This window comes from Pseudomonas fluorescens NCIMB 11764 (assembly GCF_000293885.2).
In the GTDB taxonomy this organism is placed as follows: domain Bacteria; phylum Pseudomonadota; class Gammaproteobacteria; order Pseudomonadales; family Pseudomonadaceae; genus Aquipseudomonas; species Aquipseudomonas fluorescens_B.
Window position 1 is genome coordinate 972,870 of record NZ_CP010945.1, and the last position, 26,424, is coordinate 999,293.

Genomic DNA, 26,424 nt, shown 5'->3' on the forward strand with positions numbered 1-26,424 from the left:
GCACGGGGCTGGCTTGCAACCTTGTGCGAGCCTTCCTACCCGTCGCCGTCAGGAAGGCTTGCCCTGTCGCTTGAGTCTATAGATGGAAAAACACCTGTTTGGCCATCGTAGGGCTAATCTCACCGCGCCATATGCTGGTCACAGCGTGGCCAGCGGCCTGTTGATCCTTCTGAAAATTCAGACCCAGGCGGCGCTGCGCGGCCGTTTTCAGATGGGCCTTGATAAAGGAATCTGGCGCAGCCACCTTTGTCCGGTAGTGAAAATGTGCATACCACAGCACATTGTTGCCGGGGTCGCGGATCTCGTATTCCTGCAAAAAATCAGTGCCTTTACCCGCAGAGCTATCGGTTCGCCCGCCGATCTTGCGGATGCTTATCTCTTCCTTCCCCAACAGATATTCCACCGCACCCGCGGTCGGGTTCCTCAATTTGTACATTTCAATACGTGTTTGCTGTGCCAGTTCCCGAAGACGCGTGGCAGCCTCCCTCAACTGATCGACGGCTGGCTGTAGCGACTCTTCACCCACCGGCCGGGTCAATTGCTCAATATTGGCGGCTGCGGCATCAAACGGGTCAGCCTGGTCCATGATGAGGCTCTCTACATCGGCCGGCGAATGAGTGGTTTTGGACATCCGCCTGGCGTCGGCCACCTTCCTGTCGTATCCGGCCAAGAGCTCTCGCGCATTTTTCTCCAGTTTCTTGAGCTTCCTTTTGGCCCGGACACTCAGCTCCGCGCCTCCCAGCAGCCGTAGGCGGAAATCGAAGCTCCAGCGACCCTGCTCGTCGCTTTTGAGCCAGGGCCCCCTCAACAGCGAACCCTTCGGATCAGTGATCACCGCACCCTCCAATGTGGGTGAAACCCGAAACCAGTCATCCTCGACGCAGGCATACCAGTAGCCATCTTGCCGATAAAGCCCACGAAACTCGCCGGAATTGACCAACCCACTTTCGCGCGGCGGCGCCGGGAGCTTGAAGGTGTCCAGTTTGGCCAGTTGCCGCGCTGACAACTGGCCTCGCGCACCGGTCCAGCCATAAAAGAGCCTCGTTTTCCCTTTGACAGGAACGGCTGAGGCAGGCCGCGTGAGGTTATTGGCGAGCTGGATACGCTGTTCCAGCGCGGTTTCGCGGACAACGCCAGACACTTCGCCACGCGCAATGGAACGCATGGGGGACCCCGAATGCACCAATATCAAGGCCAGGTTCATCAACACATCGGCCGCCGCTGACCATCGACTGTCGGGATGCTCGCTTTGGACAAACACTTCAACGCTTTTCGTGAGTTGCACCAACAGCCCCATGGCTGCAAACGGGCCGTCCAATAGTGGCTGTAGCAGGTTGAACAATGCCCACCCGAAGTCCTTGAGTTGATCCCAACGGGCCTCCGAGTTCGACACGGAATCATCCTTGGCCCGCTTGATCAGTGCCTGGGCGCAAGCCCGGTACAACGCGCTGAACACGTCCTCAGACAACGCCTCGCTGGCGAGCGAGACACGTTGTGGCAGGAGCGCGTCGAAGTCACCGAAAACGACCCGTCCCACATGGGGCTCCACAAAGCCGCCGTTGGCATAGACGTGGTGAACGGAGGGTGCGAGCCCGGCCAGCACGCTGCCCTGCAACGGCGGGTCCTCCTGAATCGCACTTAACAGAGCTGCCCACGAGACAAACTCGAGCATTGGCTCGACCGAAGCAGGCCGGTAGAGAATGTATGGCCCGCGTCCAAGCGCCTGCGGGCCGATCACAAACATGTTCAAGACGTAGTCCTTTCTGGAGTCGGCTCCAGTCTGGAATCCCAGCGGTCTGACCACCATGGCCTGTCCCTCGACCTGACGATCGAACGCGTCGGGTTGCAGGGCGGCGACAACCTGCCGATAGGCCAGATCCGTCAGACGACTGCGGATTCTCAGCTCCAGCGCCAACAGCGGCAGCTGAATGCACATGCTCGCGTGAAACTGTTCTCGTCGCTGCTCGAACTCCTGAGGGACGTCCAGCAATTTGCGCTGCAACATGTCGGGATAACGCTGGCCAAGATCGGCGCGATTGGTCAGTTCCCTCAAATAGTCATAGGTCAGCCACAGCGGTGGTTCGCCGCTGCGATAAAGAATCTGCGCTGGAACCCGGGGCAAGGCGCCGACATTTTTCACCGCCAATTGGGCAAATGCCGAGCGGGTTGATTGGTAGCGAGGCTCGGGGAATGGCGGGTCGATGATTTCGAATGCCGAGTTCTCCAATCGCTGCTGCACCACCTCGATATCGCGCACTCTAACAGGCCTGCGGGCCGGATCGTCCTCGACCATCAGCGCCTTCAATGCCTGCTCGGCGTACTCATGAATCGGCACGATGCCCGACAGGAATGAAGTACCGGTACGATTGCGGGCCGCCAGCGTGGCCAACAGCCTGCTGTAAGCAGCGCGCTGCACCGGACTGGCTTGCTTGAGCCATGACGGCAACAAGCCCTTGAGGGTGGACAACCGGGCTTCATGACCTGACCGAAAGGCACCGAGCAACGTCGTCGGGCTACTGATCTGCTCCAACCGTCGCTCGAGCGTCGGCAAATCGACGAAGACCGCGGGCTTGATCGTCGCGATAACCTGCAACTGACGCTCGAGAAGGCTCAGGGTCAGTGCGTCGAAAATGTCATGTTCAGCCCAGTAGTTGCTAAGTGACAGGCGCTGGCGTGCACCAAACCATGATTGCGTCATGGCTTCCTCGGAGCTGAACACTTCGATTCCGCCGGTCAATGTGAACAGCAACGCAATGGTTCGCCCTTCCACTTTGCGGCGCATCGACAGGACCAGTACATCATCCGGCATCAAGGTGCTGGAGTCCTCGCACACGAGTGTCACGGCAGCCTCGGTCGCCGCATCGCCCTGGGCTGTTTCGCGCTGGGCATTATCGGGGTAATCAAGCACGCCCTGGACCGTCAGCAGTGCATCACCGGCAAGTGCCTGAGAAGCCATGCGCAGTTGCTCTTGAAACAGGTTGCGAAGTTGTTGCCAGGGACTGGCGTCGCCCTCGTTCGATTGGCTCCAGAAGGCTGCCAGCTCTTGTTGATAGCACTCCAGCAAATGCGGCCCCCACTCATCGAGCACCTCCAGGATTTCGCTCAACTCGACGTCAATGGCTGAAGGCGTTTCTACGTTGGCGTACCGTGAAAGAAAGCTCTCGTCACTGAATACTCTGCAACTGCCCTTCCAGTAACTTTCGAGCAAAAGATCCGTCAGTCCATGGCTTTGATAACTGGCAAAGCTTGACCCTGTCGGGGTTTCACTCCGCCGAGGTTCGAGAACGACAGCGGTGGCCACCGGGATATCGAAGCCGGGAAACCGGTCATCAAGGACTTGTTGCAAGGTCCTTCGTGCCGTTTCTCGCAAGGTCGGTCGATCGGCAAACAGGTGCAAAATGCTCAAGGCCTGTGAAACCACCTCGGCGTCCGGACGCAGCGGACGGGAAACGGTTGGTGTAACGTCTGAAGATGTCAAGATTCAGGTCCATCCTTGGGTACATGAAAATGTCGTAAAGACAGCCAACGCATGGGCGTGACAGTCATGACCAAGGTAGGGGCCTTGCAGGCATTGGAGGCGTTAACGGGATACTACTTCTGTTACCAATGGTTTCGCCGGACCTGTCGAAACCCTATCGATCAGGCACACAACTTGCTCCCATTCCAGCAACTCAAGAATGGAACATCCCATGCTCCACTCCCATCTCACCACCCTCAACGCCGTCTCGCTGATCCTCAACACCTTCAAGGCCGAAGGCTTGTCCAGTGAGGCGCTATTGGCCGGCAGCGGCATCAGTGCGGCGGATCTGAACCGCGCCGACACACGCATCACCACCAATCAAGAGATGCAAGTCTGCGCCAACGCTGTCGCACTCAAGCGTGACATCGGCCTGGAACTGGGTCGGCGGATGCACGTGTCCTGCTACGGCATACTCGGCTATGCACTGCTGACCAGTGCCACCTTCGGTGACGCTTTGCGCCTTGCGATGCGATATCCGGCGTTGCTGGGAACACTTTTCGAACTGAGCCTGGAGGAGGATGGCAAGCGTGTCTGGTTCGTCGCGGCCGATTATCGTGAGAGCCCGGCGATGGCCGTGTTCAACGCCGAGTTCTGCCTGGTTTCGCTCAAGGTCATCTGCGACGACCTACTCGGTCATCCGCTGCCACTGCTCGCTGCTCGCTTCGAACACGCCGCGCCCGACTACGAAGCGACCTACGCCGAACACTTCAACTGCCCGCTGCATTTTGAAGCACGGGACAACGCCTTCGCCTTCGACAAGCACTGGCTCGACCAGCCCTTGCCGTTGTCCGATGTGATTACCCATCAAGCCATGGCCGAACGCTGCCGCAAGCAGAACGTCGAGTTCACCGGGCGCCAGGCGTGGCTGGGGCGAATTCGGCAACTGCTCAGCGCGCAACTGAATGCCGCGCCTGGGTTGGAGGGCCTGGCCGAGCAGATGAATTGTTCGGCGCGAACCCTGCGTCGGCACCTCAAGGACCTAGGCTGCAGCTACCAGGAACTGCTCGATGAATTGCGCTTCGAACAGGCCAAGCTGTTGCTGTGCGAGGATCAGTTGCCGATCTATCAGATCGCCGAGGCCCTGGGCTTCAGCGAGACCGCGAGTTTTCGCCATGCCTTTGTGCGCTGGAGCGGAGTAGCGCCGAGCCAGTTCCGCCCGCAGCACCGCCCCTTGTAGGCGCTGGCTTGCCAGCGAAGTGGCCAGTGCATCTGACTCGGCTGTAATGCCGCCTTCGCGGGCAAGCCCGCTCCCACAGAGTCTGCATTCCATGCGCCACGCCAGGGCCTGGCGCATTAAAAAGGGGCGAATTTCGGTCAGATTTTTTGGCCATATAAATCCCCTTTTGGCCTTTCCTGCCGTTCTCCGAATCGCCTTCCGCCGCAAGACTGTAGCCAACCGATTCAGCCTGCGGAGAACAAGAAATGCTGACGATCTACTCGGACGATCACCACCTGCACCACGGCCGTTGTGAATTGATAGACGGGCAACTCAAGCCCTGCTTCGAAATGCCTTCGCGTGCCGACCACGTACTGGCACGGGTGAAAAACCAGAACCTGGGCCCCGTCGAAGCACCGAACGATTTCGGCCTCGACCCGATCGCGCGCATCCACAGCCGCGACTACCTCGACTTCTTCAAAGGCGCCTGGGCCCGTTGGACCGAGTTCAACACCGACGGCGACTTGCTGCCCTACACCTGGCCGGCCCGTACCTTGCGCGCCATCAAGCCCACCAGCCTGCACGGCCAGCTTGGCTATTACAGCTTCGACGGCGGCGCCCCGATCACTGCCGGCACCTGGCAAGCGGCGTACAGCGCAGCGCAAGTGGCGCTCACCGCCCAGGCAGAAATCCAGCGCGGCGCGCGCAGTGCCTTCGCCCTGTGCCGTCCACCGGGACACCACGCCGCCAGCGACTTGATGGGGGGTTATTGCTACCTCAATAACGCCGCCATCGCCGCTCAGGCCTTCCTCGATCAGGGCCACAAGAAAGTCGCGATCCTCGACGTCGACTACCACCACGGCAACGGCACGCAATCGATTTTCTACGAACGCAGCGACGTGCTCTTCACCTCGATCCACGGCCATCCGGAAGCCGAATTCCCGTTCTTCCTCGGTTATGAAGACGAGCTGGGCGAAGGCGCGGGTGAAGGCTTCAACTTCAACTACCCTTTGCCCGCCGGCAGCGGTTGGGACATTTGGAGCGCGGCACTGGAACACGCCTGCAAAGAGATCGAACAATACGGCGCCGACATCGTTGTCGTGTCCCTGGGCGTCGATACGTTCAAGGACGATCCGATTTCCCAGTTCAAGCTCGACAGCCCGGATTACCTGGCGATGGGCGAGCGTATTGCGAAGCTCGGCGTGCCGACGCTGTTCGTGATGGAAGGCGGTTACGCGGTCGAAGAAATCGGCATCAACGCCGTGAACGTTCTTGAAGGTTTTGAAAGCGCTCAATGAGGAAACAACAATAATGAACAGACTCAAGCGTCTTATCGTCCCCGCCCTGTGCGCCACGGTGCTCAGCGGGGCCGCTCACGCCGAAGAGCGAACGTTGCGCGTCTACAACTGGTTCGACTACATCACCCCCAAAGCGCTGGAGGACTTCAAGGCGCAGAACACCCAGACCAAACTGGTCTACGACATCTTCGACACTAACGAAGCGCTGGAAGCCAAACTGCTGACCGGCAACTCCGGTTACGACGTGGTGGTGCCGTCCAACGTGTTCCTCGCCAAGCAGATCGAGGCCGGCGTTTTCCAGCCGCTGGACCGCAGCAAGCTGCCGAACTGGAACCACCTCGATCCCAAGCTGATGAAGCTGATCGAAGCCAACGACCCAGGCAACAAATTCGCCGTGCCGTACATGTACGGCACCATCCTGATCGGCTTCAACCCGGACAAAGTCAAAGCCGCGCTGGGCGCCGACGCGCCGGTGGACAGTTGGGACCTGATCTTCAAGGAAGAAAACATCAGCAAGCTCAAGCAGTGCGGCGTCGCCCTGCTCGACTCGCCGTCGGAGATCCTGCCGCTGGCCCTGCAACACCTCGGCCTGGACCCCAACAGCAAGAAGCCGGCGGACTACGCAAAGGCTGAAGCGCTGTTGATGAAAATCCGGCCGTATGTCACTTACTTCCACTCCTCCAAATACATGGCCGACATCGCCAACGGTGACATCTGCGTCGCGGTCGGTTATTCCGGCAGCTTCTCCCAGGCCGCCAACCGCGCCAAAGAGGCCAAGAACGGGGTCATCGTCGACATGCGCTTGCCAAAAGAAGGCGCGCCGATCTGGTTCGACATGCTCGCGATTCCGAAGGGCGCGAAGAACACCGAGGACGCCTACACCTTCATCAACTACCTGCTGCAACCGCAGGTGATTGCGCCGGTCAGCGACTTCGTCGGTTACCCGAACCCGAACAAGGACGCCACGGAAATGGTCGACCCGGCGATCCGCAACAACCCGAACCTGTACCCGACCGAAGCGGCGATGGGCACGCTTTACACCCTGCAACCGCTACCGCGTGATGCCGAACGTGCGCGCACGCGAGCCTGGACCAAAATCAAGTCAGGGACCTGAAACCCCTTGAAAACCGAAGACCCGCCGTGATGCGCAATGTTGTTCACTTAAGAGTGTCTTGAATCAAAGGAAACTTGTGGCGAGGGAGCTTGCTCCCGCTTGAGTGCGTAGCACTCACAAAACTCGGCAATAGTTGTCAGATTTTTGGGGCCGCTACGCAGCCCAGCGCGAGCAAGCTCGCTCGCCACAAAGGTATGCACGATCCAAGAGCGCGCTTAAGTGAACAGCATTGCGCCGTGATGCGGGTCTTTTTTTGCCTGCGATATTTATGTACCGCCAGGCCTGTGAGGTCGCCCGATACCGTCACCTGATCAGCGCTGCGCAATCAACAGCGGCGCATCCTCAATCAGGAGACGACCATGCCCGACACCGCTTCCCCGAGTGCAGATAACATACTGACCCAACTGGTCACCGGTCCCTCGATCAGAGAGGTTGCAGCGACTGCATTGGGGCCTGCACTCAACGCGCTTTATCCGCCGTTGAAGATTGACCCGACGCTCGCCACGGTCGTCACTCCGACCTGGGTCGAGACCGGCGGCGATGTCGTGCCCGGCAGTAATCTGTATGAATCGCTTACCGATGTGTTGGTGCGGATCGGGTTGTCGGGTTCGACGGTGACACTCATCGACGGTGAACATTTCCTGACCCTGCAACCGGGCGTTGACCCGCCGGCTCAACTGCCGGTAAACATTACGGCCATCGGATCGCTGATCAATACGCTCGCTTCGCAGCTGTTCATTGCCTACCAGCAACAGCAACTTGATTACTGGAATCAGGAGACAAGCGCTTCGACCCCGCGCTGGCATCAGCTCTCGCAAGCGCTGCAGGACATCTGGAACCTCGATGAGGCCACGGACTGGGATGCCGACCAAAAAGCCATGGCCCGTGCCGTGTTCACTCATCCCGATCGGGCCACACGGCGCCAACACGACAAGTACCTGACCAAGGCCTGCCTGATCGACACAGAATGCACAGCAAACGCGGTGACCGAACATCTGCGGGTTCTGGATATCGCTGTTTTCGTGGGTACGCTGGATACCCGAACCCTGGTCCTGACGCACTCGATTGCCGAAGGCTTCAAGCACTACGACTCTGTTGCGGCGCTGGGTGCCGCATTGTTTGCCCATCCTGGGTCGTCAAGTACCGGGCAGACGCTGCAATGGCGTCTGTACGAACCCGAAGGCAATTTCTTTCATCACCAGGCATGTGCGCTGATCGCACTCGAAGCCGAAGCCATCGGTGCCTTCAACTCCTTTCAGAACGCTGCACCCGCGAGTCTTTCACCGCAGATCAGCGCGGCAGCAAAAAGCTTCACGGAATTTGAAGCCCTGCCCTCGTCGCGCTTCAACAAGGTTCAGGGGTTACTGACAGGCTGGTTGAACAACGCATTGTCAGCGGACCTGACCCGTTACAGCCGACACCTGATGGACCTGGCGCAGTTGCGGGAGCAGGACGCTGGAAAAACCTTCGACGAAGGCATCGCCGCACTGCCCGAATTTGCCCTGCAAACCTTGCGAGAACAGATGATCAAAGATCATCCAGCGGCGGCGAGCCTGAACCTTGAGGACGTGCAAATCAGCATCACCAGCGTCGTTGTCCTGGGCGCTGTCGTGATACCCGGCAAAACGCAGACCGTCACGCTGTCGCTGATCGAACTGGCGTTGCAAAACCTGATTGCCGTTCCGCTGGGTAACAAGACGGTGCAGTACAAAAACGGCGACCCGGTGCCCGTCTGGATGACGCCCGCCTACCTGGAGAACCTCGTCACCCAGGTGGATATCGGCGCGGTTTACCCGGCACTGATCAAGCGCAAGTTGCTTGATGACTCGCAAGAAACAGTGCGCCGACAAGCGCTCTATACGCGTCATTTACGCACCCAGTTGCCCTTGCAGGCGCTGCAACACAAGATGCGCGGCGAAGCCGGTATCGATGAACGAGGCTACCAGTACGTCAACGCGGCCCTGCAGCAAAACGCGGCCGAGCGCCGAGTGAACGGACAGGAGATTGTCATTCGCCCGTTGGCCTTCATCGCCGGCAATCGCGCCGACAGCAAGGTCGACGAAGTCGCCAACATGTTCGTCATCGGTCCGAAGTCCGCTGATCAGGGACCCTGTCTGCTCTACCGGCCATTGCTCGTCCCCTCGCTGCTGCAGTACCCGAACGAGGCCAATCTGCTGTATGCGATCAAGCACGAAAAGTCCCTTCGCCAATCGGTTCTGGCGTGGCTGGCCGACGACGTGCGCTTCAACTATTCCCAGTATGTGTTTTGCGGTGAATTGCCTTCGGTCTGGACCCTGACCCAGTTGCTGGTCGATCCCACGTCAGCGCTGGGCAAGATGGGCGCGGTGTCGCTCAGTGCGGCAGCCCTTGATGACGTTTCACTGGCGCCCCTGTTCAAAGCCAACGCCAACGCCATGATGACCCTGGCTGACCGGCAATCGGTATCCAACACGCAAGCCCGCTGGGCGACGCTCAAGCATGGCGCATGGATGCTGTTCAACGTCGCCCTGCCCTTTCTTGGTCGCACTGCCGGGGTTGCCGGGTGGATCTGGCAGATCATGGACGACTTGCAGGCAATCACGGAGGCCAAAGAGAACGAAGACAGCGAATCTGCCTGGTCCGCCCTGACCGATTTGCTGTTGACGCTCGGCATGGTGCTGGCCCATCGGGCTGCCTCTCGCCATAAACCCGTCACGCGCCTGATCGAAAAAGTCGAGCCGCCGGTCACGCCGCCAATCAAGCCAGCGCACAAAATCACGGTCACTCGTCTGCCCGACCTCGATCAACTGCCTCATACCCATGAAACGTCTTTGCACGCCGTCGCTACGCTGCCGCCTGTCGCGTTGGGCACCTTGCTGGATGAACTGGAGATCGCCGAACCCAAGGGAATGGCCGTCGCCTCCAGCGCGCCCGGCCCTCACCAACATCTCAGCTCACTTAACGGAAAATGGTATGCGAAGGTCGGCCAACGATGGTTCGAAGTCACGCTCAACGACAATCACGACGTGCAGATCACTGACTCACGCCTGTCCCCCACGCGCAGCGGGCCGTTGTTGGTCAAGAACACCAAAGGCGAATGGTTTATCGATACGCGACTGAGACTTAGGGGCGGGGGCAAGGAGAGGCAACGGCTGGAACAGCAAAACAAGGAGCGCCTGGCTGAACTGAAACAGCAAATGATCGCGTTCGAGGGCCAGACCAAAAGTCGGGAAACAGAACTCAAGGAAGCAGAAAAAAAAGCACAGGCACCTACGGCAACCGACAACCATCGTCGCCTGTACCTTGAAATGCTCGACGCGCAGATGTCATTCATCAGCGCCAACATTGAACAGATGAAAGCGTTCAATGCTCGCGAAGCCATTCCCAATTACCGGAAAGCGATGATCAGCCGCCTGGATTTCCAGTTATCGCTGCTGGAAAAATGGTTCAACCACCAGCGCCCTGTTTTCGACAATCAGATGCGTCTCTCCCTCGACCTGCTCGACACACAGCGAACGGAAGACACGCAGACCGCCCGACAGACCTATCAACTCACGAGTGATCTGACCGCCGCTTACATCGAGAAAATCGAATTCGCGCAATCACGCTTCGAGCAACTGAACCTGCTCGGCAAAGAAGCCGTGGAAGTGATCCGTGACGTCAAGACCAACATGCCGCCGTTCGATTTACAGGACCTCAAACTGTTCCAGATCACACTGGGCCAGGAGTTGTGCCTCGATACTTCTGTTGCAGCCACACACGAAGCACGCCCGGCGCTGGAGACCGTAGTCGAAAACGCAGCGCTCGCCATTCAGGCTTCACTGGATCTGGCCGGCGACGACGATGTGTTGCGTTTGCCGGAGCGAATCGAAGGGCTCAGTGATCTGGTGGAGCAACTCGCGATCACCGATCAGCGCATCATCGATCTGCCTGGCGAGTTTCCCGGTCAGTTCCTGCAATCACCGCTCGACCTGATGCGCCAACGTATCGACGCGTTTCAAAAAAACACGGTGAAGCACCTGGCGAGCCTGTTGCGCGAGCGACAGGCGCTGGAGCCGCAACCGGGCCCTTCCCGCCTGCCGGTCGTTCCCGCCAAGCGCATCATCAAGACTCGTTACAACGGCACGGTGGTCGGCCAACTCCGCGCCGACTCTGCGGCGGACGGATCAGAACTGATCGACGTCACGTCGACGCTGACGGGCAAAGTCATTTCGACGTTTCATGAGAAAACCCCAGGGGTATGGGTTGAAAGAGTCGCCGCGAAAGCGGTTCCTTCCGTCGTTATTCCACCGGATCTGGATGCAAGCATTGTTCAGGGTCAGGCATTGCTGGACGGGCTGGAGACGTTCATTCGCCGAACGGACGCCCATTCAAAAGGACCGCGGCGAATTCCCGTGGAAATCGAGGAAATGTTCCATCAGCAGGCCCATCGATTGCAGGAGGTCGCCAAGGCCATCGACGAAGCGCTGATTTCCAGCAACGCCATCGATGGCGGTCCGGGATCGGCCGTCACACTGGCCAAACAACTCAATGACGCAGCAATCCGGCTCTACAGCCAGGGACGCACAACGCGAATCAGCATGACCAAGCTGCAGCCGCCTACGGCAGAGCGTGTTCAGTGGCTGCAAAGCGAAGGTCAGGTCGACATCGTCAAGAACCCCGGCCGGCGGTTGCTCAAAAACCGTAAAAAAGACTACCTCGAGGAATACGAAGTCCGTGACCACACCAGCAAAAATGTTCTGTGGTATGCCCACTTTCACTATTCAGAGCCCGCATCGCCTGCACAAACTTTCACCGCGGCGCATCTGAAAACGGTGCAGCAACGGCTGCTGGGCGGCGCGTTCGAAGCTCGCAGTGCGAATGACGATCTCCATGCGATCTCGATCTATCGCAGCGAAATCAGTCCACAACTGGCAACAACACTGTTCTTCGCAAAGGTGCCGCCATCGGCGTCAAAATCGTAAGTCTTGCGTCGTTGAACCGTCACCGCTTAACGGCGCCAGACCTTTTCCAGTCGCCCGAGTGCGGTACTGATGGCCGCCTCGGGCACGGCCGCGAAACCCAGGACCAGCCCGGCACGCTGGTCCACCGGTTGCTGCGAATCCGACAGCCAATAGCTGCTCAGCGGGTTGATCTCGACATCGACGCTGGCGGCTTTTTCCACCAGTTCGTACTCGCGGGCCTGTGAGTCGACAGGCACCGTCATATGCAACCCTGCCGCAACACTCGGCAGGCTGCCGATGCCGGGGATGTTCTGCGGCCAGCCGGCCAATAATGCATTGCGTCGGCTCAGGGCCGCACGGCGCATGCGGCGGATGTGCCGCTGGAAATGCCCGGCGGCCATGAACTCGGCCATCACCGCTTGGGTGCTGACTTCGGAATGCCGAACGTCCACCGCTCGCCGTTGAGAAAACGCCTGCACCAGTGCGGGCGGCAACACCAGGTAACCCAGGCGCAACGCCGGGAACGCGACTTTGCCAAAGGTCCCGACGTACAAGACCCGGCCCTGTCGATCGAGTGCCGCCAACGGCGCCAGGGGGGCGCCGCTGTAACGGTATTCGCCATCGTAGTCGTCCTCGACGATCCAGCCCTGGTTGCGCTCTGCCCAAGCGAGCAATTCAAGGCGTCGCGCCAGGCTCATCACCACCCCGGTCGGGTATTGATGCGAAGGCGTGACGTAGGCCAGCCGACAATCGCTAAGCCGGGCCAATTCAGTACAGTCGATGCCCTCACTGTCCACCGCCACCCCATGCAATTTCGCACCGGCCACCGCGAACGCATGACCCGCCGCCCGATACCCCGGATTTTCAATTGCCACCCCGTCGCCCGGCTCCACCAGCAGCTGTGCACAAAGGCTAATCCCCTGCTGTGCACCGCTGGTGATCACTATTTGCTCAGCCGAACACTGCATTCCTCGCGAACTGCGCAAGTACGCCGCGATCATGCCGCGCAATCGTGCATCGCCTGCTGGATCGCCATAACACAACTGCTGCAAATCCGGTTTACGCCAGAAAGCCGCATTCAGCTTGGCCCAGACCTCGAAAGGAAACAGATCGAATGCCGGAACACCCACCCGAAATGCGCGAGGCGGACCACTCGGCGGCAGGGCCAAATGGTTCTTGTCAACGCGCCCCAGCGCCCCACTGTGGATAACTTTACTGGATGAAATCACAGGTAAATCCAGCCAATTTGTGGATAAGGCTGTTGATAACCCTGTGGAAAACCCTGTGGATACTTTTGTGGATAGTTTTTTTGCCGGGAGTACGGATTGCGGTAATTGCGCGACATAGGTTCCGTCACCGACGCGCCCTTCGATAAACCCTTCGGCATAGAGCTGATCGTAAGCCCGCACCACGCTGTTGCGGGAAATCGCCAGTGCTGCCGCCAGATCGCGGCTGGCCGGCAATCGCGTGCCGCTGGCCAATCGCCCGTCAAGCACACGCAAGCGCAAGGCCTGGTAGAGCTGACGACTCAGGCCCTGACGGCGATCAAGTTCGATGCCCGCAGGGTTGAACGACAAGGAAAGCGGCGCATCCGTCATGACAATGGACCTATGAAATTCGTCATTAATGGCTCTTACAACAGACCAATAGCCTGCCTAGGATGAAGGCATTCGCCAAGGAGTTTTTCCATGTACAACCCCAGCGGCTTTGCCATCAAAGATCTGGACGATCTGCAGCAGCAGATACTCGGCACCCGCCTCGCCCTGGTCGTTACCCACGGCGAGCAAGGCCTGCAAGCCAGTCATCTGCCCCTGCTGTTCCGCCCGGACCAAGGTCCGAACGGCACCCTCTACGGCCACTTCGCCCGGGCCAATCCACAGTGGAAAGAACTTCACAATGGCGCCGAGGCCCTGGTGATCTTTGCCGGCGCCGACGCGTATGTCAGCCCCGGTTTTTATCCGAGCAAAGCCGAGCACGGCAAAGTCGTGCCGACCTGGAACTACGTCGCCGTCCACGCGTACGGCACCGCAGAGGTTTTCACCGACGCCGACCGTCTGCTCAACCTGGTCAGTGCGTTGACCGATCACCATGAAGCCGGTCGCGCCCAACCATGGGCAGTCACCGATGCACCCGCCGATTACATCGACGGCATGCTCAAGGCCATCGTCGGGTTTGCCCTGCCGATCCAGCGCCTGGAAGGCAAACGCAAACTCAGCCAGAACCGCAGCACCACAGACATCGCCGGTGTGCGCGAAGGGCTCGCCGCCAGCCCCGATGTGCACGACCAGGCCCTTGCCCACTTGATGCGATAAGGATTGAACATGAGTCAGATTGAAATCCGCCAGGTCACCGCTGACGATCACGCTGCGTGGCTGCCTCTGTGGCAAGCCTACCTGCGCTTCTACAACACCGAACTGCCCGAGGCCGTCACCCAAAGCACCTGGCAACGCATGCTCGACTCGAATGAACCGACTCATTCAGCGTTGGCGTGGGTCGACGGCAAAGCGGTCGGCATGGTGAACTTCATCTACCATCGCTCGAACTGGAGCATCGAAAACGCCTGCTACCTGCAAGACTTGCTGGTGACGCCCGAAACCCGCGGCACCGGCGTTGGCCGCAAGCTGATCGAATTCGTCTACGCCACCGCCAAAGCGGACGGTTGCTGCAAAGTGCACTGGCTGACCCACGAAACCAACGCCACCGCGATCCAGCTCTACGAGCGTATCGCCGAACGCCCCGGTTACATCCAGTTTCGCAAAGCCATTTAAGGTTCAAGGAGAACAGCATGTCGACTTCACTCGCGGACTGGAAAGGTGTCCCGGCACCGTCCGTTAAAACCATCGAAGGTCGTTTCATCCGTCTGGAAAAACTCGACCCGGCGCGTCACGCCGACGGCTTGTGGAAAGCCCTGCAAGGCCCCGGCTCCGACCCAAAACTGTGGGATTACCTGCCTTACGGTCCATTCCCGGAGCGCAGCACTTTCAACGACTGGCTGAACAACCACGCAGCCAACAGCGACCCGTATTTCTTCACTGTGATCGACCGGGCCAGCGGCGACGTGCAAGGCATTCTCAGTCTGATGTCGATCGTTCCGTCTCAGGGCCGCATCGAGATCGGCCACGTGACCTTCGGCGCGCCGATGCAGCGCTCGCCGAAAAGTACCGAAGCGGTTTATCTGCTGGCCAAGGAATCCTTTGCCCTGGGTTACCGGCGCCTGGAGTGGAAATGCAACAACGGCAACGCCCGCTCCAAGTACGCGGCGGAGCGGTTGGGGTTCAGTTTTGAAGGGGTGTTCCGTCAGCACATGGTGGTCAAGGGTCAGAACCGGGATACGGCCTGGTATTCGATTCTGGATTCGGAATGGCCGGCGATTGGCGCGGGGTTTGAGCGCTGGTTGAGCGATGAGAATCAGTCGGAGTCGGGACAGGTGAAAACGCTGGCTGAGTGTCGCGGGTAGATCAGCGGCGTCTGGACGAACGCCTTCGTCGAAAGGCCGCCGGAGCCAGCTCCGGGCGGCGTTCGACGATTGGCTTCACACTAATTTCTGGGCCAACACCGCAATATGCTCCGGCCCAATCCCGCAGCACCCGCCCAAATGGCTGGCGCCGCGCTTCTGCCAATCGGCCGCCCAATGCAGATAACCCGGCGGATCAAGGTCCTCGCGCAACGGGTCCAGACCATCATTGGCGGTCGCCTCTTTCGGTTGCGGCGGGAAGGCATTGGCATACGCGCCGATGTGAATCTTCACCCCCAAACGCTCGAAGGTTTCCCGCGCGGCATCAATCGCCGCACCGATCACTTCCGGCTGGCTGCAGTTGAACAGCAACGTCTCGACGCCCAGCTCGGCAGCCACCGCAGCTGCTTCAGCCACAGGCTCACCGGAGCGTAAACGCGGGACTTCGTCCGTGTCTTCATCCTTCAGGGTAAACGACAGCCAGAACGGCTTGCCGTCTTTGGGCAGACCGGCGTGAATCGCTCGCGCTTCAACGATCGAACCCTGGGTTTCCGCCAGCCACACATCAACATGGGGCGCCAGGCCCTTTACCAGCGGCGTCAGCAGTTCAGCTACCCGACTGGCGTCGAACAGGTCTGGGCGGTAAGAGCCAAACAGCGGCGGCAGTGAACCCGCCACGCGGACCGGTTTGCCCGAGGCATCAACCGCGCGCCGTGCCAGCTCTCCGGCCAGCGCTGCAAGCGCCTGCCCCTCAGCAGCAAATCGCTCTTCACCAATGTGAAACGGCACCACCGCGTAACTGTTGCTGGTGATCACGTTCGCACCGCTTTCGATATAAGCCGCGTGCACCGCCTCCACGGCCTGCGGCGCTTCGCTCAAGGCCAGCGCCGACCATTCGGGCTGCCTGAATGGCGCACCTCGACGCTGCAACTCACGTCCCATGCCGCCATCCAGAATCACCGTGCTTTTTGCGCCCATATGCTTTTCACTCATATGCTTATGAAAATAACTCACTACCGGAGCCGTACTTATAACTATTTAATACGCACCATTCGGTGAATAACAACCCATTTTTTATCAGGGATCGACTGTGAAACTTCAACCACTCCTGGCCTTGGGCCTGACGATTCTGACTGCCTCAACCCAAGCCTTCGGTGGCGCCACGCTGGACCGCATCGAGCAAAAGAAAGAACTGGTCGGCGTGCTGATGGAAAGCTATCCACCCTTCTCGTTCCTCAATGACCAGAACCAACTCGACGGCTTCGACGTTGATGTGGCCAAAGCCGTGGCGAACAAACTCGGGGTCAAACTGCGCCTCGAAACGCCATCCTGGGACGTGATTGCCGCCGGCCGCTGGAGCGGCCGCTACGACATTTGCATCTGCTCCATGACCCCGAGCAAGGCCCGCGCCGAAGTCTTCGACTTCCCGGTCGAGTATTACGCCTCACCTGCGGTGATCGTGGTCAACGCCAAGGACGACAGCATCCACAGTGCCAAGGATTTGAGCGGCAAGAAAGTCGGCCTCACCAGCGCTTCCAGCTATGAAAGCTACCTGAACAAAAACCTGGTGATCGAAGGCGCCGAAGACACGCAATTGCAGTACCCATTCGAGAATGTGCAAATCGCCCCGTATGACACCGACAACGTGGCGTTCCAGGACTTGGGGCTGGGTGCCGGCGTACGACTGGATGCGGTCCTTACCAACCTGGTTACCGCGCAGCCGCGACTGACCGAAGACAAACGCTTCAAGCTCGCCGGCGAACCGCTGTACTCGGAGCCAAACTCGGTGGCCATCGAAAAAGGCGACGCACAATGGGACGCCAAGGTGCGTGACGTCTTCGCGCAACTGAGACAGGACGGCACCCTGAGCAAGCTCTCGCAAAAATGGATCGGCGCCGACATCAGCAAATGACTTCCTTTCCCAACCCACCTCAGCCGCCACAACCGGCGGCTGAGTCTCGGCTGCAACGGATCTTCGGTTTTCGCACGCGGCTGTACCTGACCTGGGCGGCAATGCTGGGTCTGTTCGCCAGCTTCTTCCTGAGCTTCGACCTGAAGTTCTCGATCATCCTCGACAAACTGCCCAACCTGATCGGCCTGCACTTGGCGCCGAACGGTTTTCTGCAGGGCGCGGCGCTGACACTGTTTTTGTGCCTGTGCTCGATCCTCGCGTCGTCGCTGCTGGGCTTTATCACTGCCATTGCACGGCTGTCGAAAAGTGCTGTGGCCTTCGGGATTGCGAGTTTTTACGCCTCGTTCTTTCGCGGCACCCCTTTGCTGATCCAGATCCTGTTGATCTACCTGGGTCTGCCGCAACTCGGCATTGTGCCGGGCGCCGTCGCCGCCGGCATAATCGCCCTGTCACTGAACTACGGCGCCTACCTGAGCGAAATCTTCCGCGCCGGCATCCTCGGCGTACCCCATGGCCAACGCGAAGCCTCACTGGCGCTGGGCATGCGCGAAACCGTGATCTTCTGGCGCGTTACCCTGCCACAAGCCATGCGCACCATCATCCCGCCGACTACCAACCAATTCATCTCGATGCTCAAAGACTCGTCACTGATCTCGGTAATGGGCGTTTGGGAAGTGATGTTCCTGGCGCAATCGTATGGGCGCTCGAGCTATCGCTACATCGAAATGCTGACGACGGCGGCGGTAATTTACTGGGTGATGTCGATTGGCTTGGAGCTGATTCAGGCGCGGATGGAACGGCATTACGGGAAGGCGTATTTGAGTCGTAGCTAGGGAGGGGTTGCAGCTATCCAACCTTGCAGGAGCCCGCTTGCTGGCAATGGTGATCTCACGGACGCCATCGCCGGCAAGCCGGCCTCCTGCATGAGCTCTCGGACATTCACTGCGAATCTCTGTAAGAAAAAGCGCCTCAGCAAAAACGATAAATACAGCCACTCCCATTCGACTGTTCTTTTTCCGTTCAATCATCCGACGCCGCCCGCAATAGCTACCGGAAGCAGCCGACATCGGCGCCTGTACCCTCCCTTTTAGAGTTTGGTCTCCTGTCAACAGAGGCCAAAATCAATGCCCGTTCAACACAAATACCGACCAAAACATCTCGCCTTGGCCATAGCGCTCGCCTTGGGTTGCGCTGAGTTTTCGATTGCCGACGACAGCATTGCCGCTGCATTTGCGACACCGGTAGAAACACCGAAAGAACTGATTGCCACCCTCGACGCTTTCATGAGCGCTACCGACACTCACCCGTCCTCGATCAGGAAAGTATCTGAATGGAGCGACCTGAACCTGGACGAGCGCAATGATTTGGTCTCGGTACTGACTAAAGGGGTTTTCAAGAAGCCAGTGAATGGGGGTGCGGGCGACAACGTCCTGCAACTCAATGCAGCCAAAGGTGGCTCTGTGACTGAAACCCGGAACTTCAAGGCGCTGGAAGTCAAACAGGGTCATTGGACTGTCAGTGGTGCTGGCGCTTTCGACATCGGCACGCTGATCCGTCCCGAGGCAACGCTAATCAATAATGGACACATCATTGGCGGAGCAATCACCCAAGGCACGTTGATCAATAACCACTCGATTGGCGGCAACGTCTTCGTGGAAGAAATGGGTACATTCAGTGGCAACGGAATCGTCGGTTCGCTGAACGTGAATGGCCAGCTTATAGTCAATCGTTTGGTGGGCGCCCCAACGGTCAAGGGTGATATGAGCCTTACCAGCACTGCCGTACTGGCCTATGAGGTCAACCCTGATGGCCGTGGTGAAACGATCAAAGTCGATGGCATTGCCAGCCTTGACGATGCGACCCTGAAAATCGTCGCAGCGGGTGAATTTCCGCAAAGCAGCCAATACACACTCATTGAGGCAGGCAAAGTCGTGGGCCGTTTCGGAGACATTCAAGACAACCTGGTTTTCATGACGCCGGCATTAAATTACGACGACGAGAAAACTGTCGTCCTGACTTATGCGCGCAATGGGGTGTCTTTCGGCAGCATTGCGCCGAGCGGAAACGCTGAACGCTTTGCCGACAGCATAGAAGAACCGGCTGCCAGCCCAACCAGAGAGCAACCATCCAGCACGACAAATTCCGCCATCACCGCCCTGCTCGGCTCCGATAGGGCCACCGCCGCCTACGCCCTCGAAATTCTGGCCGGCGACAGCAACGCCAACCTCGCCAAGGCGACCTTGAACAGTGACGGTCCGATAACGGCCACTCTGCTCTCGGCTATGCGTCAGCTGGACAACGCCAGATTTTCTCACAATCAGAACAGGGCACCTCGCCTCGCCGCTGGCACCGAAACCAATGGCCGAGTCTGGCTACAGGCGTTGGGACACAGCGGAAAACTGGATCGCGACTATGACCCGTTGCAGCATTCCACCCAAGGATTGGTATTGGGCACCGACTGGCAAATCAATGAGCAGTGGCGTTTGGGCGTAATGGGGGGGCAATCCCGTACCCGCCAGAAGAGCAACGAACTCGACGGCGATCTGGACAGCTGGCACCTAGGGGCTTACGCCCTGCGCCAGAACGGACCGATGTCCCTGCGTTTGGGAGCGACACATAACAGCCACGACGGAAGCAGTGCGCGCAGGGTGGAGTTTTATGGCTTCAAGGATCGCCCCAAAGGTCGTTACGATGCCAACACCCAACAAGCCTTCGCGGAGGTGGGTTACAACTTTGGCCGCGCCAACGTCAGCATCGAACCGTTCGCCACTCTTGGATACCAACGTTACCAGCGCGACAGTTTTGCGGAAAAAGGCGGCGATGCTTCCCTGAAAGTCCACGATCAATCCGAGGAAAACGTCAACAGCACATTCGGCCTGCGTCTGGCCAAGCTCAATACGTTGCATAACGGTATGCAACTGACGCCGCGCTTGAGCGCTGGCTGGAAACACACGTATGGCAAGGTCTACACCGAAACCCGGCAACGCCTTGTCAGCGGGGGCAACGACTACAGCGTATACAGTGCGCCGCTGGATCGGAACAAACTGATGGTCGACGCGGGCATAGACCTCAGGCTTTCTGCACGCAATACACTTGGCGTGGGCGTTACGGGTGAAATGGGTAACGACACCCGAAACCACGGTATCACCGGCCAATGGCAAATGACTTTCTAACCCTCACAAACACCGGGCGAAAAAAAAGGGGAGCACATGCTCCCCCGAGGTTTAAAGCGGTATATCGAGGCTGTTAACTCAGCCTTCGATCTCGATCAGGATTTCGCCCGGGTTCACCCGGTCGCCCTTGGCTACGTGGATGGCGGTGATCTTGCCGGCGATGGCCGCCTGGACTTCGGTTTCCATCTTCATGGCTTCGGTGATCAACACAGCCTGTCCGGCTTTGACGGTGTCACCTTCCTTGACCAGCACGTCGACGATGTTGCCTGGCATGGTGGTGCTGACGTGGCCCGGTGCAGTGGCTTGCTTGCGCTTGCTGCTGCCGCCGCTAACGAATTCGTTGAGCGGCTCGAAGACCACTTCTTCCGGCATGCCGTCGATGGACAGGTAGAAGTGACGCTTGCCTTCAGCCTTGACGCCGACACCGGTGATGTCGACGCGGTAGGTTTCGCCGTGGACGTCGATGACGAACTCGGTCGGTACGCCTTCGCCGCCGGCCGATGCCACGCCGCCCGCTTCGGGAATCGGCAACAGCACTTCCGGGGTGAGCGTGCCTGCAGCGCGTTCTTCGAGGAATTTTCGACCGATGTCCGGGAACATGGCGTAGGTCAGCACGTCTTCTTCAGACTTGGCCACGGCGCCGATTTCGGCACGCAGCTTGGCCATTTCCGGCTTGAGCAGGTCGGCAGGACGAACGTCGATCACTTCTTCGCTACCGATGGCCTGGCGACGCAGTTTTTCATTCACGATGCCCGGCGCCTTCCCATAGCCGCCTTGCAGGTAGAGCTTCACTTCGTTGGTGATGGTCTTGTAGCGCTCACCGGCCAGCACGTTGAAGAACGCCTGGGTGCCGACGATCTGCGAGGTCGGGGTCACCAGCGGCGGGAAGCCGAGGTCTTCACGAACGCGCGGGATTTCAGCGAGCACTTCGCCCATGCGGTTCAGCGCGCCCTGCTCTTTCAGCTGGTTGGCCAGGTTGGAAATCATCCCGCCCGGCACCTGGTTGACTTGCACGCGGGTGTCGACGGCGGTGAATTCACTTTCGAACTGGTGGTACTTCTTGCGCACGGCGTAGAAGTACAGACCGATCTCTTGCAGCAGTTCCAGATTCAGGCCGGTGTCGAACTCGGTGCCTTTCAAGGCGGCAACCATCGACTCAGTGCCAGGGTGGCTGGTGCCAGAAGCGAAGCTGGAGATCGCGGTGTCGATGTGATCAGCGCCGTTTTCGATCGCCTTGAGTTGGCACATCGTGGCCAGGCCCGCAGTGTCGTGGGAATGGATGAAGACCGGCAGCGACTGCTCGGACTTCAATGCCTTGACCAGTTCGCCCGTGGCATACGGAGTCAGCAAGCCAGCCATGTCCTTGATCGCGACCGAGTCGCAACCCATCGCTTCCATTTGCTTGGCCTGGGCCACGAACGCGTCGATGGTGTGCACCGGGCTGGTGGTGTAGGCGATGGTGCCCTGGGCGTGTTTACCGGCGGCCTTCACCGCTTCGATGGCCACGCGCAGGTTACGCACGTCGTTCATCGCATCGAAAATACGGAACACGTCGATACCATTGACCGCAGCCTTGGCCACGAACGCCTTGACCACATCGTCACTGTAGTGGCGATAGCCCAGCAGGTTCTGGCCACGCAGGAGCATTTGCAGACGCGTATTAGGCAACGCCGCGCGCAGTTGGCGCAGACGCTCCCACGGGTCTTCTTTCAGAAAGCGTACGCAGGCGTCGAAGGTTGCGCCGCCCCAGCATTCCAGCGACCAGTAGCCGACTTTGTCGAGCTTGTCGCAGATCGGCAGCATGTCTTCGGTGCGCATGCGGGTGGCGAGCAGCGATTGGTGGGCGTCGCGCAGGATTGTGTCGGTAACGTGGATTTTCTTGGTCATTGGAATATTCCTCACAGGCCTGCGTGGGCGGCGATGGCGGCGGCGATGGCCAGGGCCAGCTCTTCGGGTTTGCGCTTGATCGAGTAGTTGGTCAGTTCAGGGTGACTTTCAACGAAGCTGGTATTGAACTGGCCGCTGCGGAATTCCGGGTTGCGCAGGATTTCCTGGTAGTACGCGGCAGTGGTCTTGACCCCTTGCAGACGCATGTCGTCGAGGGCGCGCAAGCCACGGTCCATCGCCTCTTCCCAGGTCAACGCCCACACCACCAGCTTCAGGCACATGGAGTCGTAGAACGGCGGAATGGTGTAGCCGGTGTAGATCGCCGTGTCAGTGCGCACACCGGGGCCGCCGGGCGCGTAGTAACGGGTGATCTTGCCGAAGCTCGGCAGGAAGTTGTTTTTCGGGTCTTCGGCGTTGATCCGGAATTGCAGCGCGAAACCGCGGTGCTGAATGTCTTCCTGTTTCACCGAAAGCGGCAGGTTGGACGCGATGCGGATCTGCTCACGCACGATGTCGATGCCGGTGATTTCTTCGGTGATGGTGTGTTCCACCTGCACCCGGGTGTTCATCTCCATGAAGTACACCTCGCCCTCGGCGAGCAGGAACTCCACGGTGCCGGCGTTCTCGTAACCCACGGCCTTGGCCGCACGTACCGACAGGTCGCCGATGTAGGCGCGCTGTTCCGGGGTCAGTTGCGGGCTCGGGGCGATTTCGATCAGCTTCTGGTTACGGCGCTGGATCGAGCAGTCACGCTCGAACAGGTGCACCACGTTGCCAAAGCTGTCGCCGAGGATCTGCGCTTCGATGTGTTTCGGATTGACGATGCATTTTTCCAGGAACACTTCCGCCGAACCGAACGCCTTGGTGGCTTCGGAGATCACGCGGGGGAAAGCCTGTTCGAGTTCTTCGCGGCTGTTGCAGCGACGGATGCCGCGGCCGCCACCACCGGAAGTGGCCTTCAGCATCACGGGGTAACCGATGCGGTCGCCTTCAGTCAGGGCTTCGGCGATGTCCGCGACGTTGCCTTCGGTGCCCGGAGTGACTGGCACGCCGGCCTTGATCATGCTGCGGCGCGCTTCGGTCTTGTCGCCCATGCGGCGAATCACTTCAGCCGATGGACCAATGAATTTGATACCGCGCTCTGCACAAATGTCCGCCAGCTCGGCGTTCTCCGAGAGAAAACCGTAGCCAGGGTGCAACGCATCGCAACCGGTTTCCACGGCCAGGTTCACCAGCTTGCGCGGGTTCAAGTAACCGGCCAGCGGATCGGCACCGATGCTGTGGGCTTCATCCGCACGCTTCACGTGCAAGGCATGGCGGTCGGCGTCGGAATAGACCGCGACCGAGCGAATGCCCATCTCGGCGCAGGCGCGCACGATTCGTACGGCAATCTCACCACGGTTGGCGATCAGGATCTTTGTTATCACTTGGAGTTTCCCTTGAGCCGGTGATACCCACGACCTGCTAGACCAGGTCGACGCGTGACTAAATGTTTCGATTTAGTCGCAGCCCCACACTAGCCCTCGCAAGGGATTAACAAAAATGATTAATTATTGGGTTAGGCATAAGCAAAGACTTATAGTTGACCCATCAGCCTGGGGCGAGAGCGTGTAGAAAATGCGTAAGTCATTGATGCGTATGACATTGCGTCAATTGCAGATTTTCAATGAAGTCTGTGATTTGCGATCCTACAGCCGCGCAGCGGACGAAATGTCGCTCACGCAACCTGCCGTGAGCCTGCAGATTCGTCAACTTGAGGAGCTGATTGGTCAGCCACTGTTCGATTACGTCGGCAAAAAACTCTACATGACGGAGGCCGCCGAAGCCCTTCAACGTGCCAGCCGGGACATTTTCGGGCGCCTGGAAAACCTCGACATGCAGCTCTCGGACATGCAGGGATCATTGCAGGGCCAGTTGAAACTGGCGGTGGAATCCAGCGCCAAGTATTTCGTGCCGCACCTGTTTGCCGCGTTCAAACGCCAGCATCCCGAGGTAAACCTGCAACTGACCGTGGTTAACCGTGGGCAGGTGATTCGGCGCCTTTCCGACAACCGTGACGACCTGGTCATCATGTCCATGGTCCCGCAGGACATGGGGCTGGAGTTTCTGCCATTCCTCAACAACCCGATCGTGGCCGTGGCGCCACCGGATCATCCGCTGTGCCACATGGGGCCGCTGCGCTTGCAGGATCTCGAACCCTACACGCTGTTGCTGCGCGAACCCGGTTCGGGAACCCGACTGGCGTGCGAAGAGTATTTCAAGGAAAAACGTGTGCACTTCAACCAGACCCAGGAGGTCGCATCGGCCGAAGCGCAGCGTGAATGTGTGTTGGCGGGTCTGGGCGTTGCGCTGTTGACGCGCCACGCCCTGAACCTTGAATTGGCGACCGGTGGGTTGATCGAGCTACCGGTCGAAGAACTGCCGCTGTTTCGCAGCTGGTGCCTGGTGCAGGCCAAGGCCAAGCGGCTGTCGCCGGTGGCCCACGCATTCCTTGCGTTTATCCGCAGCGAGCGGGTGCAGATCAGCGCCCTGGTTGAGCGTTTCGACGGGAAGTTGCGGGCGCTGCCTGCCAGTAATTGAGTTCCAGGTCGGGAAAATCTCCGATCTCGGCCAGCAGCTGGCGGCGTTCGCAGCGATCTTCGATGGCGCGGCGAAATTCCATGCGGCGCTGGTCTTCTTGCTGACGACGGGTTTTGACGGCGCTGTTGCGTTCTTCGTAGGGCTGGGCCATTTCGAGTCTCCCAAGGCGAGTACGGGAGTTACAGGATGGGCGCGAGGGATGACGGTTTGGCGGCGAGCGGGTTACAAAATGATGAAGCTCACAGACTGGCGGCGAACGCTGTGGCGAGGGAGCTTGCTCCCACTGGGCTGCGAAGCGGCCCCAAAATCATTCACAGCAACGTTCGACCCTTCGCACTGGCTCATTTACGACTGCTGCGCAGCCGAGCGGGAGCAAGTTCCCTCGCCACAGGGTCCGTGTCATCTTGAATCAATCGTCGAGCGCTTTCACCGACTTGGGTGACAGCCGCAAGCTGCGCAGGCTGCGCTTGACGCTCTTGAGGTGGTTGACCAGGCTCGGCCCGCGGGCCATGGCCACGCCCATCGCCAACACGTCGATCACCACCAGGTGGGCGATGCGCGAGGTCAGGGGCGTATAGATTTCAGTGTCTTCGTGCACATCGATCGCGAGGTTGACAGTCGACAGCTCAGCCAACGGCGTCTGGCTCGGGCACAAGGTGATCAGCGACGCGCCGCTTTCGCGCACCAGGTTGGCCGTGATCAACAAGTCCTTGGAACGCCCGGACTGCGAAATGCAGATCGCCACGTCGGTTGGCTTCAGCGTTACCGCCGACATCGCCTGCATGTGGGGATCGGAATACGCCGCAGCCGTCAGCAGCAAGCGGAAGAATTTGTGCTGGGCATCCGCCGCCACGGCACCCGAGGCACCAAAGCCATAAAACTCGACACGCTGAGCCTGGGACATCAGCGACACCGCCCGCTGCAACTCCACCGGATCGAGCTTCTCGCGAACCTCCATCAGGGTGTGCAGGGTGGTGTCGAAGATTTTCAGGCTGTAGTCGGCGACCGAATCGTCTTCATGGATCGCAAACTGGCCAAAGCTCGCACCCGCCGCGAGGCTCTGTGCCAGTTTCAATTTCAGATCCTGAAACCCGGAACAACCGATGGCGCGGCAGAACCGAACGATGGTCGGTTCGCTGATGCCCACGCTGTGGGCCAGGTCGGCCATGGAGCTGTGCATCACCGCCGCTGGATCAAGCAGCACGTGGTCGGCGACCTTCAGCTCCGACTTGCGTAACAGGTGGCGTGACTGGGCGATGTGTTGCAGCAGATTCAAGGGGCTGGACTCTTTGTTATTGGCAGGCGCCGGGGATGTAGCAAGCTTGTAGTTATACTACATGAATTGGCTTTTTGCCTGCTCAATGCGTAACCGAATCCCTCGTTTTCAGGCGTGCGCGCTTCATGTAGC

The 26,424-nt window shown here is 59.2% G+C and carries 18 protein-coding genes; 11 read left to right on the plus strand and 7 right to left on the minus strand.

All coding sequences use genetic code 11. The features are described 5' to 3' along the window. Positions 1–76 precede the first annotated feature (76 nt). On the minus strand, positions 77–3,478 hold the full coding sequence (locus B723_RS04550) for a dermonecrotic toxin domain-containing protein (RefSeq protein ID WP_144425202.1): 3,402 nt from the start codon (positions 3,476–3,478) through the stop codon (positions 77–79). Positions 3,479–3,689: 211 nt separating this feature from the next. On the opposite strand from B723_RS04550, the gene B723_RS04555 reads away from it, so the two are divergent. The 4 genes from B723_RS04555 to B723_RS04570 all read left to right on the plus strand — a co-directional run bounded on the left by B723_RS04555 (position 3,690) and on the right by B723_RS04570 (position 12,031). Next, positions 3,690–4,697 (plus strand): AraC family transcriptional regulator, encoded by a 1,008-nt coding sequence (locus tag B723_RS04555; RefSeq protein WP_017341573.1) that lies wholly within the window; start codon positions 3,690–3,692, stop codon positions 4,695–4,697. 245 nt (positions 4,698–4,942) lie between these two features. Further along, positions 4,943–5,974 carry a histone deacetylase family protein gene (locus tag B723_RS04560; protein ID WP_017341574.1) on the plus strand — a complete coding sequence of 344 codons (1,032 nt, stop codon included), beginning with the start codon at positions 4,943–4,945 and terminating at the stop codon, positions 5,972–5,974. Positions 5,975–5,987: 13 nt separating this feature from the next. Then, positions 5,988–7,088, plus strand: a complete 1,101-nt coding sequence (locus tag B723_RS04565; RefSeq protein ID WP_017341575.1) for a polyamine ABC transporter substrate-binding protein — start codon at positions 5,988–5,990, stop codon at positions 7,086–7,088. Positions 7,089–7,447: 359 nt separating this feature from the next. Then, entirely contained in the window at positions 7,448–12,031 is a 4,584-nt protein-coding gene (locus B723_RS04570; RefSeq protein WP_017341576.1) for a dermonecrotic toxin domain-containing protein, read from the plus strand. A 26-nt stretch (positions 12,032–12,057) separates the two neighbouring features. Here B723_RS04570 and B723_RS04575 read toward each other — a convergent pair whose 3' ends face one another. Further along, positions 12,058–13,608: a PLP-dependent aminotransferase family protein gene (locus B723_RS04575; RefSeq protein WP_017341577.1), complete on the minus strand. Its 1,551-nt coding sequence runs from the start codon at positions 13,606–13,608 to the stop codon at positions 12,058–12,060. Positions 13,609–13,698: 90 nt separating this feature from the next. On the opposite strand from B723_RS04575, the gene B723_RS04580 reads away from it, so the two are divergent. Genes B723_RS04580 through B723_RS04590 form a run of 3 tightly spaced genes read left to right on the plus strand, consistent with a single transcriptional unit; the run spans position 13,699 to position 15,467 of the window. Beyond that, positions 13,699–14,322 (plus strand): FMN-binding negative transcriptional regulator, encoded by a 624-nt coding sequence (locus B723_RS04580; RefSeq protein ID WP_017341578.1) that lies wholly within the window; start codon positions 13,699–13,701, stop codon positions 14,320–14,322. A 9-nt stretch (positions 14,323–14,331) separates the two neighbouring features. Beyond that, the gene (locus tag B723_RS04585) at positions 14,332–14,778 is read left to right on the plus strand and encodes a GNAT family N-acetyltransferase (protein ID WP_017341579.1); all 447 of its coding nucleotides are present in this window, start codon (positions 14,332–14,334) and stop codon (positions 14,776–14,778) included. A 17-nt stretch (positions 14,779–14,795) separates the two neighbouring features. Next, the gene (locus B723_RS04590) at positions 14,796–15,467 is read left to right on the plus strand and encodes a GNAT family N-acetyltransferase (protein ID WP_017341580.1); all 672 of its coding nucleotides are present in this window, start codon (positions 14,796–14,798) and stop codon (positions 15,465–15,467) included. 75 nt (positions 15,468–15,542) lie between these two features. On the opposite strand, the gene B723_RS04595 is transcribed toward B723_RS04590, so the two are convergent. Then, the gene (locus tag B723_RS04595; RefSeq protein ID WP_017341581.1) at positions 15,543–16,442 is read right to left on the minus strand and encodes a homocysteine S-methyltransferase family protein; all 900 of its coding nucleotides are present in this window, start codon (positions 16,440–16,442) and stop codon (positions 15,543–15,545) included. A 112-nt stretch (positions 16,443–16,554) separates the two neighbouring features. Here B723_RS04595 and B723_RS04600 point away from each other — a divergent pair, with 112 nt between their 5' ends. The 3 genes from B723_RS04600 (at position 16,555) to B723_RS04610 (ending at position 20,549) form a co-directional block, all read left to right on the plus strand. Further along, the gene (locus B723_RS04600) at positions 16,555–17,376 is read left to right on the plus strand and encodes an ABC transporter substrate-binding protein (protein WP_017341582.1); all 822 of its coding nucleotides are present in this window, start codon (positions 16,555–16,557) and stop codon (positions 17,374–17,376) included. Next, the gene (locus tag B723_RS04605; protein WP_017341583.1) at positions 17,373–18,209 is read left to right on the plus strand and encodes an amino acid ABC transporter permease; all 837 of its coding nucleotides are present in this window, start codon (positions 17,373–17,375) and stop codon (positions 18,207–18,209) included. The genes B723_RS04600 and B723_RS04605 overlap by 4 nt, the downstream gene beginning before the upstream one ends. A gap of 291 nt (positions 18,210–18,500) precedes the next feature. Continuing rightward, positions 18,501–20,549, plus strand: coding sequence for an autotransporter outer membrane beta-barrel domain-containing protein (locus B723_RS04610; protein WP_017341584.1), 2,049 nt, complete (start codon positions 18,501–18,503; stop codon positions 20,547–20,549). A 78-nt stretch (positions 20,550–20,627) separates the two neighbouring features. Here the strand turns inward: B723_RS04610 and oadA are convergent, their stop codons facing one another. Then, complete coding sequence (oadA, locus tag B723_RS04615) at positions 20,628–22,436, minus strand: sodium-extruding oxaloacetate decarboxylase subunit alpha (protein WP_017341585.1); 1,809 nt, start codon at positions 22,434–22,436, stop codon at positions 20,628–20,630. A gap of 11 nt (positions 22,437–22,447) precedes the next feature. Next, positions 22,448–23,863, minus strand: coding sequence for an acetyl-CoA carboxylase biotin carboxylase subunit (locus tag B723_RS04620; protein WP_017341586.1), 1,416 nt, complete (start codon positions 23,861–23,863; stop codon positions 22,448–22,450). A gap of 190 nt (positions 23,864–24,053) precedes the next feature. Between B723_RS04620 and B723_RS04625 the strand changes: the two genes are divergently transcribed. Further along, a complete protein-coding gene (locus B723_RS04625) occupies positions 24,054–25,016 on the plus strand; it encodes a LysR family transcriptional regulator (RefSeq protein WP_017341587.1) in 963 nt (320 codons plus the stop codon). On the opposite strand, the gene B723_RS04630 is transcribed toward B723_RS04625, so the two are convergent. Then, a complete protein-coding gene (locus B723_RS04630) occupies positions 24,958–25,167 on the minus strand; it encodes a PA3496 family putative envelope integrity protein (protein WP_017341588.1) in 210 nt (69 codons plus the stop codon). The genes B723_RS04625 and B723_RS04630 overlap by 59 nt on opposite strands. A gap of 258 nt (positions 25,168–25,425) precedes the next feature. Beyond that, a complete protein-coding gene (gene hexR, locus B723_RS04635) occupies positions 25,426–26,292 on the minus strand; it encodes a transcriptional regulator HexR (protein ID WP_008027445.1) in 867 nt (288 codons plus the stop codon). Between the last annotated feature and the right edge of the window lie 132 nt (positions 26,293–26,424).